The organism is Pantoea sp. X-Soil-ISGK-275, assembly GCF_059730795.1.
Map to the genome: position 1 here is coordinate 3390039 of NZ_AP035976.1, position 15320 is coordinate 3405358.

The 15320-nt window shown below is 56.8% G+C and carries 14 protein-coding genes; 3 read left to right on the forward strand and 11 right to left on the reverse strand.

What is annotated here, in order from left to right; all coding sequences use genetic code 11:
* From AC6I8A_RS15770 to prfB, 6 genes are all read right to left on the reverse strand, one after another.
* Window positions 1-648: an urea carboxylase-associated family protein gene (locus tag AC6I8A_RS15770; RefSeq protein WP_497818756.1), complete on the reverse strand. Its 648-nt coding sequence runs from the start codon at window positions 646-648 to the stop codon at window positions 1-3.
* Window positions 632-1264 (reverse strand): DUF1989 domain-containing protein, encoded by a 633-nt coding sequence (locus tag AC6I8A_RS15775; protein WP_008108219.1) that lies wholly within the window; start codon window positions 1262-1264, stop codon window positions 632-634. The genes AC6I8A_RS15770 and AC6I8A_RS15775 overlap by 17 nt, the downstream gene beginning before the upstream one ends.
* 2 nt (window positions 1265-1266) lie before the next feature.
* Complete coding sequence (locus AC6I8A_RS15780) at window positions 1267-2103, reverse strand: transporter substrate-binding domain-containing protein (RefSeq protein ID WP_497818757.1); 837 nt, start codon at window positions 2101-2103, stop codon at window positions 1267-1269.
* A 262-nt stretch (window positions 2104-2365) separates the two neighbouring features.
* The gene (locus tag AC6I8A_RS15785; RefSeq protein WP_293794488.1) at window positions 2366-3217 is read right to left on the reverse strand and encodes a MurR/RpiR family transcriptional regulator; all 852 of its coding nucleotides are present in this window, start codon (window positions 3215-3217) and stop codon (window positions 2366-2368) included.
* Window positions 3218-3466: 249 nt separating this feature from the next.
* On the reverse strand, window positions 3467-4987 hold the full coding sequence (lysS, locus tag AC6I8A_RS15790; protein WP_436333257.1) for a lysine--tRNA ligase: 1521 nt from the start codon (window positions 4985-4987) through the stop codon (window positions 3467-3469).
* Between the two features lie 9 nt (window positions 4988-4996).
* Window positions 4997-6095 (reverse strand): peptide chain release factor 2 gene (prfB, locus tag AC6I8A_RS15795; protein ID WP_102135998.1). Its coding sequence is split into 2 segments (ribosomal slippage): window positions 4997-6019 and window positions 6021-6095, totalling 1098 coding nucleotides; the frame shifts between segments, so codons are not numbered across the junction.
* A 554-nt stretch (window positions 6096-6649) separates the two neighbouring features.
* Here prfB and AC6I8A_RS15800 point away from each other — a divergent pair.
* Window positions 6650-9412 carry an autotransporter domain-containing protein gene (locus AC6I8A_RS15800; protein WP_497818758.1) on the forward strand — a complete coding sequence of 921 codons (2763 nt, stop codon included), beginning with the start codon at window positions 6650-6652 and terminating at the stop codon, window positions 9410-9412.
* A 52-nt stretch (window positions 9413-9464) separates the two neighbouring features.
* Here the strand turns inward: AC6I8A_RS15800 and recJ are convergent, their stop codons facing one another.
* The 3 genes from recJ to xerD are packed head-to-tail and all read right to left on the reverse strand — an operon-like array spanning window position 9465 to window position 12828.
* On the reverse strand, window positions 9465-11189 hold the full coding sequence (recJ, locus tag AC6I8A_RS15805) for a single-stranded-DNA-specific exonuclease RecJ (protein ID WP_312183077.1): 1725 nt from the start codon (window positions 11187-11189) through the stop codon (window positions 9465-9467).
* 9 nt (window positions 11190-11198) lie between these two features.
* Window positions 11199-11912 (reverse strand): bifunctional protein-disulfide isomerase/oxidoreductase DsbC, encoded by a 714-nt coding sequence (dsbC, locus tag AC6I8A_RS15810; protein ID WP_154155349.1) that lies wholly within the window; start codon window positions 11910-11912, stop codon window positions 11199-11201.
* Between the two features lie 22 nt (window positions 11913-11934).
* Window positions 11935-12828 (reverse strand): site-specific tyrosine recombinase XerD, encoded by an 894-nt coding sequence (xerD, locus tag AC6I8A_RS15815; protein WP_256697292.1) that lies wholly within the window; start codon window positions 12826-12828, stop codon window positions 11935-11937.
* A gap of 100 nt (window positions 12829-12928) precedes the next feature.
* Between xerD and fldB the strand changes: the two genes are divergently transcribed.
* Window positions 12929-13447 carry a flavodoxin FldB gene (gene fldB / locus AC6I8A_RS15820; protein ID WP_265299272.1) on the forward strand — a complete coding sequence of 173 codons (519 nt, stop codon included), beginning with the start codon at window positions 12929-12931 and terminating at the stop codon, window positions 13445-13447.
* On the opposite strand, the gene AC6I8A_RS15825 is transcribed toward fldB, so the two are convergent.
* Together AC6I8A_RS15825 and sdhE are read right to left on the reverse strand one after the other, a co-directional pair.
* Complete coding sequence (locus AC6I8A_RS15825; protein WP_265299268.1) at window positions 13444-13863, reverse strand: protein YgfX; 420 nt, start codon at window positions 13861-13863, stop codon at window positions 13444-13446. The two genes, fldB and AC6I8A_RS15825, sit on opposite strands and share 4 nt — an antisense overlap.
* A complete protein-coding gene (sdhE, locus tag AC6I8A_RS15830; protein WP_061719865.1) occupies window positions 13838-14104 on the reverse strand; it encodes an FAD assembly factor SdhE in 267 nt (88 codons plus the stop codon). Before sdhE ends, AC6I8A_RS15825 begins: the two co-directional genes overlap by 26 nt.
* A gap of 218 nt (window positions 14105-14322) precedes the next feature.
* On the opposite strand from sdhE, the gene ygfZ reads away from it, so the two are divergent.
* The gene (gene ygfZ / locus AC6I8A_RS15835) at window positions 14323-15306 is read left to right on the forward strand and encodes a tRNA-modifying protein YgfZ (RefSeq protein WP_256697295.1); all 984 of its coding nucleotides are present in this window, start codon (window positions 14323-14325) and stop codon (window positions 15304-15306) included.
* Window positions 15307-15320: the final 14 nt, after the last annotated feature.

Consider the following 15320-nt stretch of genomic DNA (forward strand, 5'->3'; position numbering starts at 1 on the left):
TTACTCCGCGTTAAAGTCGTGCAGGTTTTCCGCCACCGACAGCAGCAGCGGCGCGGGACGATCGTTGCCCTCAATGCCGGTGTTGCAGGCGGAGACGATGAACTGCGTGTCCATCACCACGCGACAGGTAATGCTGTCACCGGCTTTGGTCAGGTTGGTTTCCGGCAGAATATCGCCTTCCCGCGTCAGCTTGACGTGCATAAACAGGTTGATGGGATCCGGCAGCTTCGGTACCACCATGCCCAGACGCGCCAGCTCGCCACGCAGCGCATCGAGGCAACCTTCGCCCTGATGGCCGCGTTCAATGAGAAACGCCGTGGTGGAAGCCGGCAGCAGCAGGTCGTGACGTTTCACGCTGTCTTTACCCAGCACCATCATCGGACGGCGACGGTTATTCACCAGACGCATACCGGAACCGAGCAGGTAGCTGTTGCTGAACACCCGCGTGTGATGCACCGACAGCCACACGGCGGGATCGGCCAGGCTAAAGCCAAACAGCGAAGCCACCGCACCGTCGCCCTGTGCGGTGATGCGCAGTAACTGGCCACGCAGCACGCGAATCGAACCGATGCTGCCCGGCGCAACCTGCACCGGTTCAGCCAACGTGCGCACAGCGGTTTCTTCAAAACTTTCACGCATTAACAGCATGATTCATCTCCTGAGCGTGAAAATGGTCGCTGACCACGATGTCGATGGGCGTCACCTGCAGGCCGTTGCCGGGAATGATGTCCTGCGGGCAAGATGACACCGAGCAGATGAGATCGCACAGTGCTTCAAAGGTGATGCTGTCGCCCGCTTTGCTGTTGGGATCGGTGACTTCCATGCGGCCATCGGCGGTGACCGGGCCGTTCTGGAACAGGTTGAACGGCTCTGGCAGCGAGAAGTAGGTGACGCCAAACTCTTTCATCCCTTCCAGCAGGTTATCCACGCAGTTGCGATGCCCTTCTACGCCGAAATCGATGCTGAAACGGGTGCGATCGCAGGCGGGCACGTTGGCGTCGTGGATGCCGATGCTGTCGGCAAGGATGCGCAGCATCGGACGGTTTTCACTCGACCACAGCGCGTCGCCCGGCTTGAAGAACAGCGAGCGCAACTGTTGACGCGTGTGCACCGGCGACAGCTTCTCGTTCAGGTCATCGGCATTCACCGCGACGAAATCGGCCGCCTGCTGCCCTTCACTGTCAATCACGGTAATAAACTGGCCCTTGCGCACGCGGAAGGTTTTGCCAAAGCCGGCAGGCACCGTCAGGTTGGACTGGCACATAATTACTCCTGCGGAATGAAGTCGCTGGCGGGCACGGTAAAGGTGGTGCCGAGATACTGCTGCTGCAGCTTGGTCAGTTCGCCCTCTTTCTGCATCGCAAGGATGTGGTCGCTAATGGCTTTGTTCAGGCTGCCATCTTCTTTACGCGTCGCCCAACCCATCCACTGCGACGGGCCCACTTCGCCCACCTGCGCCACTTTACCGGCGTATTTTTTGGCTACCGGCGCTAACACCGAGATGTCGTCATAAACGAAGTCGGCGCGTTTAGTCATCAAGGTGCTGACGGTTTGATCCAGTGAATCGACGTTAATGATGGTGATCGGTTTTTTACCCTCTTTCTTCAACTGCTCGTTGAAGCCCTTCAGCAGTTGCTCTGGCACGCTGGCGGTTTTCACCGCGCCGCGCAGACCCGACAAGCTTTCCGGACTCAGGGTTTTGCCGCTGAAGGTTTTCGCCTCGGCTTCACGCACCAGCACGCCATTAACGGTTTTGCTGTACGGCACGGTGAACAGCACTTTTTTCGCGCGTTCCGCCGTGACGTTAAGGGATGAACCTTCGGCATTGAAAGAGCCGGAAATCAGGCCCGGCAGAATGCCGCTGAAGGCGGTTTTCTGAAACTCAAGTTTCACACCGAGCTCGTTGGCGAAGGATTGCATAATCGCCACGCTGTAACCGGTGATCTCACCTTTGTCATCGGTGTATTCGTAGGGAGGAAAGGTTGGATCGATACCGACGGTGATTTTGCCGCTGCTTTTGATGTCGGCCAGCGTGTCGGCTTGCGCCTGCGCTAAGGTGCCTACGGAGAGAAGAGCGGCAATCAGCAGTGCTGTTTTTTTCATTATGGTGTTTCCCTGGTGTTGGTGAAATGTCTTTTTCTACTGAGCATATTTTGTGCCAGTTTTTTCACCACTACGCAGGGAAACCCACAACAACTCATTCTTTAGGTAATAAAATCAACTGGAAACATTTGTTTCTTGTTTTTTATTTTTAATTTCTACTATTTCACATGATGCAGAATGGGGATGGATGGATTGGCGGAGGGTGGACAGAATTGCACCGTTTTGGTGATTTTTCTGGCGCACCCTGCGCCAGCACGGCGCATTATTCGAGTTCGTCGAGGGATTGGTGCAGCGCTTCGATTTGCGCGAGATGATCGTTGCTGGCTTTACCCATTTGTCGGGCCACCAGTGAACAGAGCAGATTACACACGCCGGAGAGCGCGGCGGTGCTGTCGAAGATAAGGCTGCTGTCGGTGTGACAGCGGATTACCCACTGCGCATGGCGCGCCGGTTTGCCAGAAAGTACATCGGCGATATACAGCATCGGCACGTTGCGCTCGGCTAGCGCGTTCATCGCCGCTTCCAGCGCGGGCATGCGTCGACGCAGACCGACGCAGATCACCACATCTTCAGCGGTCAGAGCCGCCATATGTTCCGCCAGCGAATCACCGGGACGCGGCAGCAGACGCACGTCGGAGTGAATATGGATCAGATCACGATAGATCAGATGCGCGATGGTTTGGCTGTGGCGCCAACCCATCACCACCACGCGACGCGCCTGGCTGATGGCGATGACCGCCTGCTGCAGCTGTTCGCTGTCCAGCGTGCGATAGCTGTTGACCAGGTTGGCAATCTCTTTTTCCAGATGCTGCTGCATGATGCTGGCCAGCGGCGACGCGCTGGGTGCCGGTTGCAGGTAGAGCGGTGATCCGCTGCTCTGCATTTCACGCGCCTGGCGACGTGCGGCTTCATAGTTTTCGTAACCAAGATGGCGGAAGAAGCGCGTGGTGGTGGCTTTGGACACGCCCGCGCTGTGCGCGAGCTCGGTGGCGGTGTTCATGGCTAACTGGCCCGGTGCGGCGAGTAGCACATCGGCAAGTCGCTGCTCGTGGCTGGAGAGTTGATCCCAGTGCTGACGAATCCGGCCCTCTAACGTTGCCGCTTTTGCACTCATGGTGATTCCCTGAAAATGAAAAAAACCATCCTGCACAGAGCGTGCCGGGTTGTCATCAGGAATTTTGTTTTGGGGGGAAGTGTGCTTGCTGTCCCCCATCCCGGCCTTCCCCCGCAAGCGGGGGAAGGAGACGCTGCCATATGCAGCTTAAGAACTAACATTTTGCAGCATCTTCCTCCCCCATTTATGGGGGAGGACCGAGGAGGGGGACAGCCAGCACAGATCGAAGTCGTTGACAGCGACTCCGTATTACTTACCGGTCGGGCGCAGTGCCGGGAACAGAATGACGTCTCGGATGGTGTGGCTGTTGGTGAACAGCATCACCATACGGTCGATACCAATGCCCAAACCAGCGGTTGGTGGCAGGCCATGTTCCAGCGCGGTGACGTAGTCTTCGTCGTAGAACATCGCTTCGTCATCGCCAGACTCTTTCGCATTCACCTGCTGCAGGAAACGCTCAGCCTGATCTTCTGCATCGTTCAGCTCTGAGAAGCCGTTTCCGATTTCACGGCCGCCGATGAAGAACTCAAAGCGGTCGGTGATTTCCGGGTTCTCGTCGTTACGACGCGCCAGCGGTGACACTTCAGCCGGGTATTCGGTGATGAAGGTTGGCTGAATCAGGTGCGCTTCGGCGGTCTCTTCAAAGATCTCCGTTACTACGCGGCCCAGGCCCCAACTCTTCTCGACTTTGATGTGCAGCGATTGAGCAATCGCTACCGCTTTATCGAAGTCTTCCAGATCGCTCAGGTCAGTTTCCGGACGGTATTTCTTGATCGCTTCACGCATGGTGAGCTTCTCGAACGGCTTACCGAAATCGAAGCTGTGATCGCCATACGGCACTTCGGTGGTGCCCAGCACATCCTGCGCCAGGGTACGGAACAGACTTTCAGTCAGCTCGATCAGATCTTTGTAATCCGCATACGCCATATAGAGTTCCATCATGGTGAACTCTGGATTATGGCGCGGCGAAATACCTTCGTTACGGAAGTTACGGTTGATCTCGAACACGCGATCAAATCCGCCCACCACCAGGCGCTTCAGATAAAGCTCTGGCGCAATACGCAGGTACATATCGATGTCGAGCGCATTGTGATGGGTGATAAACGGACGCGCAGACGCGCCGCCAGGAATCACCTGCATCATCGGAGTTTCTACTTCCATAAACTCGCGGTTAACCATGAACTGACGAATGCCGGCCATGATTTGTGAGCGAATTTTGAAGGTTTTGCGCGAATCGTCGTTGGAGATCAGATCGAGATAACGCTGACGATAACGGGTTTCCTGATCGGCCAGGCCGTGGAATTTGTCCGGCAGCGGACGCAGCGCTTTGGTCAGCAGACGCAGCTCAGTGATGTGGATCGACAGCTCACCGGTTTTGGTTTTGAACAGCTTACCGCGCGCACCGAGGATATCGCCGAGATCCCACTTTTTGAACTGCTCGTTGTAGACGCCTTCTGGCAGATCGTCACGTGAGACGTAGATCTGAATCTGGCCGCCGACATCCTGTAGGGTAGCAAATGACGCTTTACCCATGATGCGGCGCGTCATCATACGACCGGCCACGCTCACTTCTACGCCCAGCGCTTCCAGCTCTTCGTTCTCTTTAGCGTCATAGCTGGCATGCAGCACATCAGACGTGGTGTCGCGGCGGAAATCGTTAGGAAACGCCACGCCTTTTTCACGCAGCGCGCTGAGTTTTTCGCGACGCGCTTTCAGTTCGTTGTTTAACTCAAGGGCGGCATCAGCGCTCTGCGGTTGTTGTTCAGACATGTCGGTTCCTTATAGCCCTGCTTTTAAACTTGCTTCAATAAAACGATCGATATCGCCATCCAGCACCGCTTGGGTGTTGCGGGTTTCTACGCTGGTGCGCAGATCCTTGATGCGTGAATCGTCGAGAACATAAGAACGGATCTGGCTGCCCCAGCCAATATCAGATTTGTTATCTTCCGCTGCCTGCTTGTCCGCGTTTTTCTTCTGCATCTCATATTCGTACAGCTTGGCGCGTAACTGCTTGAAGGCCTGATCTTTGTTCTTGTGCTGTGAACGGTCGTTCTGGCACTGCACCACAATGTTGGTCGGCAAGTGGGTAATACGCACCGCAGACTCGGTTTTGTTAACGTGCTGGCCGCCCGCACCGGAGGCGCGGTAAACGTCGATACGCAAATCGGCGGGATTGATATCGATATCGATGTTGTCATCCACTTCCGGGTAGATAAACACCGAACTGAATGAGGTATGACGGCGGCCGCCGGAATCGAACGGGCTCTTACGCACCAGGCGATGAACGCCGGTTTCGGTGCGCAGCCAGCCAAACGCGTAGTCGCCGATGATTTTAATGGTGGCGGATTTGGTTCCGGCCACTTCACCGTCTGACTCTTCGATAATTTCGGTTTTATAGCCTTTGGCTTCCGCCCAGCGCAGATACATGCGCAGCAGCATGCTGGCCCAATCCTGCGCTTCGGTGCCGCCGGAACCGGCCTGAATATCCATGTAGCAGTCGGCGCTGTCATATTCGCCTGAGAACATACGACGGAATTCCAGTTCGCCCAGCTTCACTTCCAGTGCATCAAGCTCGGCAACCGCTTCGTTGAAAGTTTCTTCGTCGTCGGCTTCCACCGCCAGATCCAGCAAGCCTTGCACATCTTCCAGGCCCTGACGCATGTGATCTAAGGTTTCCACCACCGCTTCCAGTGAAGCGCGTTCTTTACCCAGCGCTTGCGCGCGCTCAGGTTCGTTCCAGACGTCAGGCTGTTCCAGCTCGGCGTTTACTTCTTCGAGGCGTTCTTTCTTGGCATCGTAGTCAAAGATACCCCCGAAGAACGTCGCTGCGCTCACTGAGGTCCTGGATACGATTTTTGACCGGATTAATTTCAAACATGGCTTTTCAGTCTTTTTTGACGATTCGGTGAAAGGAGATAAAAACTAACGCGCTAGTTTACCCGAAAGTGTGCGTACTTTGTAGCATTGCACGCAGTGTGAGTGAGTACGCACGCGCCGCGAGAAAAAAAGTTCTCAACCTTCTGGAAAGCCGCATTCGTTATGTTTTCCAAAACACCCCAGCAAACACCTCTCCCTCAGAACCTTCTTAGGAATTTTCCTGCAAATTTTAGGCGATTAGCGCTGAAAGACGTCATTAAAGATCATGATTTATAACGATAAATCATTAAGAATTGCCTTGTGAGAAATTTCCTGCAAGAAAGCAGACACGTCTCAAACAACGCCATTAAGCAGCTGATATTCAGCCTATCGATTTGTTAGCGCCCTTTTATCATTTTGCTCAATGACTATCCCCCCGATGGACATCACTAACGTCCAGACCGTTTGTCACCACGACCGCCAGGAATGCGCAGCTTTGACAGGGAATGACACAGTAATCAGCGCCCGTAAACGTGAGCGGGCACAACATGTCCTGAGAGACATGAAGGAGTATCGATGTTTATTCCCGGTTTGCGCACTTCTCCGCGCCTGCTTGCCTTGTTGATGCCTTTGTTACTCGCCGCCTGCGGTGGCGGAGGTGGAGGTGGAGGCGGCGGTAGCGCGACAACCTCGCCCACCACCGGCACGCCTGAGACACCCACGCCAGCTCAGCCCGGCGCGTCAGGCAATGCCAGCAAAGTGGGCATTATTGATTCGGGGTTATCGCCCGATCGCAGTGAAGTTAATTACGCCAATGTGCAGTTCACCAGCTACGTTGGCGGCGGTAGCAGTTTGAATGATAACCAGGGCATTAACGGTCACGGCACCGTGGTGGCGCTGACGTTATTGGGCCTGTCGCCGGGTAGCGCACTGTATGTGGCGCAGGCATCTCAAAACAATATTTTTCAATACGACGATACCGCGCGAGCGGTGAGCGGCCTGCTGAGCCAGGGCGTGCGGATTTTCAATATGTCGTACGCCTCCAGCGAACGTTTAACCACCGCGCAGGCGTTAACCGATGCGCAGCCGCACTATCAGGTACTGGTGCAAAGCATGCGTGAGATTGCGGCGGCTAACGGCCTGGCGGTGGTGATCACCGGCAATGGCGGCACCGCCACACCTTCTCCTAACGCCCAACTGCCGCTGATTTATCAGGACAGCGCGCTGCAAAAGAACATGCTGGCGGTCACCGGCGTGATGGACAGCACCTCATACGACACGGCGAACCGCGCGGCCTTAACCGGGCCGTTTGATGCCTGCGGCAACGCTGCCGCATGGTGCCTGAGCGCACCGGGTTACAGCGATTATCGTTTTCAGAATAGCGACGGCACCTGGGTGAATGCGCGTAGCTACGGCACCTCATTTGCCGCACCGCGCGCTGCAGCGGCGGCTTCGCAAGTGTTGCAGCGCTTTCCGTGGATGAGCGGCTACAACCTGCAGCAAACGCTGTTGACCACCGCCACTTATCATAGCGATGCGTATGCAGGCGCTGCGGATAGCGCCAACGGGAGGCCTTACAACGATACCTTCGGCTGGGGCGATCTCAACCAGGCGAAAGCGCTGAACGGTCCGGCGATGTTTTGGGCCAATGATTTTCACGCCAGCCTGGATGCGGGCAGCTATGTTTTCTCGAATGCCATCAGCGGCGATCGCGGTCTGATCCTTGACGGCGCGAATAATGGCGGCGTGCTGCAGTTAACCGGCAACAACAGTTACCTCGGCCAGACCAGTGTCTCGGCCAATACATTGCTCATCGATGGTGCGATTGCTGGCAGTGCCAACGTCAGCGGCAGCGGCATCCTGGGTGGCAGCGGCGTGATTGGCGGCAGCTTACTCAATCAGGGCTCGGTCAACGGCGGCTTGCAGGTGCACGGCGATTACCAGCAACGCAGCAACGGCGTGCTGAATATTGCGCTGAACAGTCCGCTGCGCGTAGCGGGCCATTCGACGCTGGACGGCATGCTAAACCTCGCGCCACCGTCATCGACCTATGTGGTGAAACAGCAGGAAACGCTGCTGACCAGCGATGCGGGCGTCAGCGGCCAGTTCAGTCAGGTCAACACCGGCGTGTTTCTTGAGGGTTCGGTCAGCTACAACGCCAACAGCGTCACCGGCCAACTGACGCGTAAAAATACTGCGGCAGCAGCGGCAGCGATGGGCATCAACGGCGCCAGCACCCAGCAAACGGCCGTGAATCTGGAGCAGGCATTTAGCGTGGCGGATAGCTGGCAGCAACAGGGATCGCTCAGCAGTGCGCAGCAGTCGGCGCTGGTCGCGGCCGGCGCGTTCCAGACGCTGGCGGATGCCAGCAATGCTCAGGCTGCCATCAATTCCCTTTCCGGTCAGGCGCACGCCTCCAGCAATGCGGTGCTGTTTAACGCGCTGGATTATCAAAGCCGCCTGTTAAGCAACCGTATCGCCGACGCCAGCGCCGACAATCGTTACGGTTTCTGGATCGAAAGCGGTCAACTGCGCGGTTCACTGGATCAGGCGGGCTACCTCGGTACCGATTATCGCAACACGCTTACTGCGTTGGGCGTAGATAGCGATTTGGGCGTTTCTGGTCTGCGCGTGGGCGTGGCGTGGACGCAGAACCAGATCGATTCCACCTACGACCAAACCGGCGGCACCAGCCGTAATCGCCTGCAAGGCGCGATGCTGTATGGTCGCTACGATCTAACGCCAGAATGGTATCTGCAGGGCAATCTAAGCTATCAACATGGTCGCGATGAGTTAAAACGCCTGATATTACTGGATGAAGCTTCGCCGGTGTCATCGACCACCAGCAGCAACAGCTGGCAGGCGGCACTGCAAAGCGGCTATCGCTGGACAATTGAGGATAACTATCGCCTCGAACCGTATCTCGGCTGGCGTGAGACCGGGCTGGATACCGGTGCATTTGAGGATAAAGGCAGCGCGTTTGGTCTGAGTGGTGACGGCGACAGCTATCGACGCAGCGTCGGTTATAGCGGTTTGAGTATCAGCGCACGGCAGGATTGGTCGGCTGGATTGTGGAGCATGCTGAGTCTGTATGGCGAATATCAGTACGCGTTCAACAATCCGTCGATGGATGTCAGCGCACGCTGGGGTGGCTTTGGCGATGACCAGAACCGTTTCACGATTCCCGGTATGCAGCTCGATCGCCGGTCGCAGTGGTTAGGTGTGCGGTTGGATGTGGCGCAGACGTCTCGTGCGCGCCTGTTCCTGCGCGCCGACCAGCACTTCGCCGATCATGGTGACGAGAAAGTGCTGCGCGGCGGTGTGGATGTGAGTTTCTGAGTGCTGCGCACCCAACGGTGTAGGGTCGCCATTCATGGCGACCTCACGCACCTTACATCGGCCAGATATGATCGATGATCAACTGCACCGAACGGTTACCACGATACTCGTTAATATCCAGCTTGTAGGCCAGTTGCACCTGACGCACGCTGCTGTCTGGCCACAGCGTGGTATCCACGTTGAAGGCAATCCCATCTAACAGCGGGCCGCCGCCGAGCGGCTCGACCATCACTTTTAAATGGCGCTCGCCCACTAACCGCTGTTGTAGCAGCTTGAACTTGCCATCGAACACCGGCTCCGGGAACGCCTGGCCCCACGGACCGGCTTCTCGCAGCATTTCGGCGGTGTGCAGCGTAAACTCCTGCGCATGCAGTTCGCCGTCCGACCAAATCACGCCCTGCAGCGCTTCGCCATCCAGCCACTCATCAATCAACGCGGCAAAACGCGCACGGAACTCCTCGTACTTCGCGGTTTCCAGTGACAATCCGGCGGCCATGGCGTGACCACCAAATTTGATCATCAAACCCGGGAACAGCGTGTCGAGACGCTCCAGTGCATCGCGCAGATGCAAACCGGCAATCGAGCGGCCAGAACCTTTCAGCGTGCCGTCTCCGGCAGGCGCGAAAGCGATCACCGGACGATGAAAGCGCTCTTTTAATCGCGACGCCAGAATTCCGACCACGCCCTGATGCCACTCTGGATGGTAGAACGCCAGACCCAGCGGCAGATCGGTGTGCTGGCGCTCCAGCTCATCGCACAGCGCCAGCGCTTCACTCTTCATGCCCTGCTCAATCTCTTTGCGCGTCTGATTCAGCGCATCGAGCTCATTGGCCAGCATGCGCGCCTCGGAGATATCTTCGGTGAGCAGCAACGCCACGCCAACCGACATATCGTCCAGACGACCGGCGGCATTAAGACGCGGACCGACAGCAAAACCGAGATCGCTGGCAGCAAGTTGACGCGCATCGCGATTGGCAATCTCCAACAGCGCGCGAATCCCGGCGCGGCATTTTCCGGCGCGGATACGACTCAAACCTTGCCACACCAGAATGCGGTTGTTGGCATCTAGCGGCACCACATCGGCTACGGTGCCCAGCGCCACCAGATCGAGCAGTTCCGCCAGGTTTGGCTCGGCGCGGCTATCGCTAAACCAGTTTTGCTGACGCAGATGCGCACGCAGCGCCAGCATCAGATAGAAGGCCACGCCAACACCCGCCAGCGAACGTGAAGGGAATTCGCTGTCGTTGAGGTTGGGGTTCACAATCGCTTCGGCGGCGGGCAAGGTTTCGCCCGGCAAGTGGTGATCGGTAACCAGCACCGGAATGCCGTGCTGATGCGCGGTATCGACTCCAGCATGTGATGAGATGCCGTTGTCGACGGTGAGAATCATCTCCGCACCGCGCGCTTTGGCCTGCTCGACCACTTCCGGACTTAAGCCGTAACCATCTTCGAAACGGTTTGGCACCAGATAATCAACGTTGCCACCAAGGCTGCGCAGCGCCAGCACGGTTAACGCGGTGCTGGTGGCGCCATCGGCATCGAAATCGCCTACCACCACGATGCGCTTGCCTGCCAACAGCATCTGATGCAGCAGCGTCACGGCGGCTTCGATGCCACCCAGCGTTTGCCATGGCAGCAGATGTTTAGCGCCGCGCTCCAGTTCCAGCGCCTGTTTCACGCCGCGTTGCAGATACAAGCGGCGCAGCAAAGGGGGCAAATCAGCGGGTAGGCTGGCTTCGGTCTCGGCTTCGCGCCGACGCAATTCAACAGAATGCATCACTGTGCGTTAACCGCCACGCTTCTGGCCGTCAAGCACCTGCTTCAGCTCTTGCGGTCCCTGATAGCCAGGAATCATCATGCCGCTATCCGTGAGAATGGCTGGCGTGCCCTGAATGCCAAACAGGATGCCGAGTTTGTACTGCTGCTCGATATTGATTTTGCAGGTCGCTGGCGCATCCATCTGCGGCGCATCGCCTTTCATCGCTGCATCGAAAGCTTTGTTACGATCGGCGCTGCACCAGATGGCGCGCATGGCTTTTTCAACCTGGCCGTTGAGACCTTCACGCGGGAAGGCCAGATAGCGCACGGTGATGCCGAGCGCGTTGTAGTCGGCCATCTGCTCATGCAGCTTGCGGCAGTAGCCGCAGGTGATATCGGTGAACACGGTGATCACGTGCTGCTCTTTTGGCGCTTTGTAGACAATCATGTCTGGCGCCAGCGCCGTGACTTTTTTGTCCAGCAACTGGTTAGTGACGTTGACCGGTTGGCTGCCGCTGACATCATACAGCGGCCCCTGAATCATGTGTTTGCCGTCTTCGGAGACGTAGAGCACGCCGCTTTCGGTCAGCACCGTTTTGATGCCCGGCAGCGGTGACGGCTGGATTTCAGCCTGCTGCAATCCCAGTTTTTTCAGCGTTTGCTGAATGGCGTTGTCATCGGCATGCGCCAATCCAGTGAATGCACTGACCAGCAGAGCCAGCATCGTTAGCTGCTTTTTCATCTTAAATCCTTGTTACCGCATCTCAAGCGCGCGGATGATGCTGTTGATGTAACAGACGCAGGCGCTCAGTGGCGACGTGCGTATAAATTTGGGTGGTCGAGAGGTCGCTGTGCCCCAGCAACATCTGTACGACGCGCAAATCGGCGCCATGGTTCAGTAAATGTGTGGCAAATGCGTGGCGCAGCACGTGCGGCGACAGCTTTTCGCTATCAATACCGGCAAGGGTCGCATAGTGTTTGATGCGATGCCAGAAGGTCTGCCGCGTCATTTGCTGTGCGCGCTGGCTGGGAAACATCACGTCCAGCGTTTGCCCGTTGAGCAGCCACGGCCGACCATGTTCCATATAGTATTCAATCCAGTACACCGCTTCTTCACCTAACGGCACAAGGCGCTCTTTGTTGCCTTTACCGATCACGCGCACCACACCCTGACGCAGGCTGATATCGCTGATGGTTAAGCCCACCAGCTCCGTCACGCGTAAACCGGTGGCGTACAGCAATTCCAGCATCGCCTTGTCACGCAGTTCAAGCGGCACATCAATGCTCGGCGCCTGCAACAAGCGTTCGACCTGGTTTTCACTGAGATCTTTCGGCAGACGCTGCGGCAGTTTCGGTGCCGACAGCAGCGCGCTGGGATCGTCACTGCGCAATTTTTCCCGATAGAGATATTGGCACAAGCGGCGAATGGCGCTGAGGGTGCGCGCCGAGCTGGTGGCTTTGTAACCTCCCTCAACGCGTTCGGCGAGAAACTGCTGCAAATCAAGCGCTTCCAGCGTTAAGAGCGTGCGATCGTGGTGATGCAGCCAACCGGTGAGCGTTTGCAGATCCTGCCGATAAGAGGCGAGCGTATTTTGCGCCAGATTACGCTCAATCCAAAGCGCATCCAGAAACTGTTCGATCAGATCGCTGTCCTGCACTGTACTCTCCGCCCGTGTGAAATCGTGCTCATTATGCCTGAAAGTAGCCTGCTTCTGGTACAATTGCCCCCGAGTCAGTTTCAGACAGAGCATTAATTGCATGAATATCGGTTTGTTTTATGGTTCGAGCACCTGCTACACCGAGATGACGGCGGAGAAGATCCGCGACTTTATCGGTGAAGAATTAGTCACGCTGCACAATTTGAAAGATGACGATCCGTCGCTGATGGAGCAGTACGATTTGCTGATCCTCGGTATTCCGACGTGGGACTTCGGTGAATTGCAGGAAGATTGGGAAGCGATTTGGCCGCAGATTCCGGCGCTGAACTTGCGCGGGAAAATCGTGGCGCTGTACGGCATGGGCGATCAGGGCGAATACGCCGAATGGTTCCTGGATGCGCTCGGCATGCTGCACGAACTGTTGCAGCCGATGGGCGTGCAGTTTGTGGGTTACTGGCCGCTGGAAGGCTATGAGTTTACCAGCAAAAAACCGCTGACCGCAGATGGCTCGCAGTTTGTCGGCCTGGCGCTTGACGATGTTAACCAGTTCGAACAGAGCGATGAGCGCGTCGAACAGTGGTGTGAACAGATTCTGACGGAAACCGCAGCGCTGCTTTAAGGCAGCGTTTGCCCCTCGCGCAGAAAACAGCAGGCGCGTAACGTGCGCCATTCACCGGGCGGCAGGTTGTCGTGCATCAACCACAGCCGCCAGCGCTTCCCCTGCTGGTTACGCAACACCAGCAAAACGCCATACGGTAACCAATCTGCCCTGCGTTCTGCTCGCCAGCGCACGCCGCGCCACAGCCAATTGCCCTTCATGTCTAGCGCCAGACGACCTACGCGCTGCACCAAACGGCGCTCGTTGCGCCAGCATTCTGCCAGCAGCAGCACTAACACCGGCGCTTTGCTCCACGCCCACGCCTCAGGCCACTCAAGCGCCAGCAGCAAACCGGCGCACAGTAGCGAGAGCGTCACATTCAGTGCGCGCGCACTGCGTGACGCCCGCAGATTACATTGCCACCGGACCGCGTTCACGGTTGCGCTGCTGAATCAGTTTCACCATGCGTTTGAACTCGGGATCGACCGGTTCACCGTGATTCATTAACCAGTTGAACAGATCGGGATCGTCACTCTTTAACAGCGCGATAAACACCTGCTTATCGGTGTCGTCCAGCGAATCATATTCGAATTTGAAAAACGGCATGATAGCGATATCCAGCTCCAGCATGCCGCGACGGCATGCCCATTGGACGCGGGCTTTGTCGTTAATTTCCATGTCTCAGGTTCCATGACTAAAAACAGTGGCGCTCAGTGTACCTGCTTTTTTTTCTCGCTGCAGGCGCTGTGCTTATCCCTGTGCAATGCCTCGGCGTTACATCCCCCAATTTGCAATGGGTATCACGCGATTTGTGCGCCATATTCAGTAAACAGGTTGCAAAGCCGCACTGCTCTTTTACCATTGCAACCTATTACCTCATTAATCAGGAAAGAGACATGTCGATTTTTACCCTTCCACCTCGCCAGCCTGCTGCATCGTCACGCCTGCCTTTGACCCTGATTTCGCTCGACGAATGGGCGCTGGTAAAGGTGCAGGGCAATGACAGCACGTCTTATCTGCAAGGTCAGCTAACGCTGGATGTCGCGGCGATGGGCGAGACGCAACATCGTCCCGCCGCGCACTGCGATGCCAAAGGCAAAATGTGGAGCAACATTCGTCTGTTCCATCGCACCGAAGGTTACGCGTACGTGGTGCGCCGCAACTTGCGTGAGCAGCAGCTTACCGAGCTGAAGAAATATGCGGTGTTCGCCAAAGTCACCCTCGTTGCGGATGATGAAGCGGTGCTGCTGGGCGTTGCTGGTTTCCAGGCGCGCGCCGCGCTGGCGGGCGTGTTCAGCACGCTGCCGGATGCCGAAACGCCAGTGGTGCAGCAAGGTGACAGCACGCTGCTGTGGTTTGCCCAGCCAGCCGAACGTTTCCTGCTGGTGACCACGTCAGAACAGGCGAATGCGCTGAAAGAAAAACTGGCGGGCGAAGCGCAGTTCAACGACAGCTTGCAATGGCTGGCACTGGATATCGAAGCGGGCATTCCGGTGATTGAAAGCGCCACCAGCGCGCAGCTGATCCCACAAGCCACCAACCTGCAGGCGCTGGATGCCATCAGCTTCAAAAAAGGCTGCTACACCGGCCAGGAGATGGTGGCGCGGGCCAAATTCCGCGGCGCTAACAAACGCGCACTCTATTGGCTGGCGGGCAAAGCCAGCAAAGTGCCGGACGTTGGCGGTTCGATGGAGCTGCAGATGGGCGATAAATGGCGCCGCACCGGCACGGTATTGAGCGGTGTGCAGCTGGATGACGGCAGCGTTTGGGTGCAGGTGGTGATGAACAACGATTTGGAGCCGGAAAGCGTACTGCGCGTGGAAGGCGATGAAAGTGGCAAGTTGACCATTCAACCACTGCCGTATTCATTGGCAGAATAATTGCGCACCAAGCC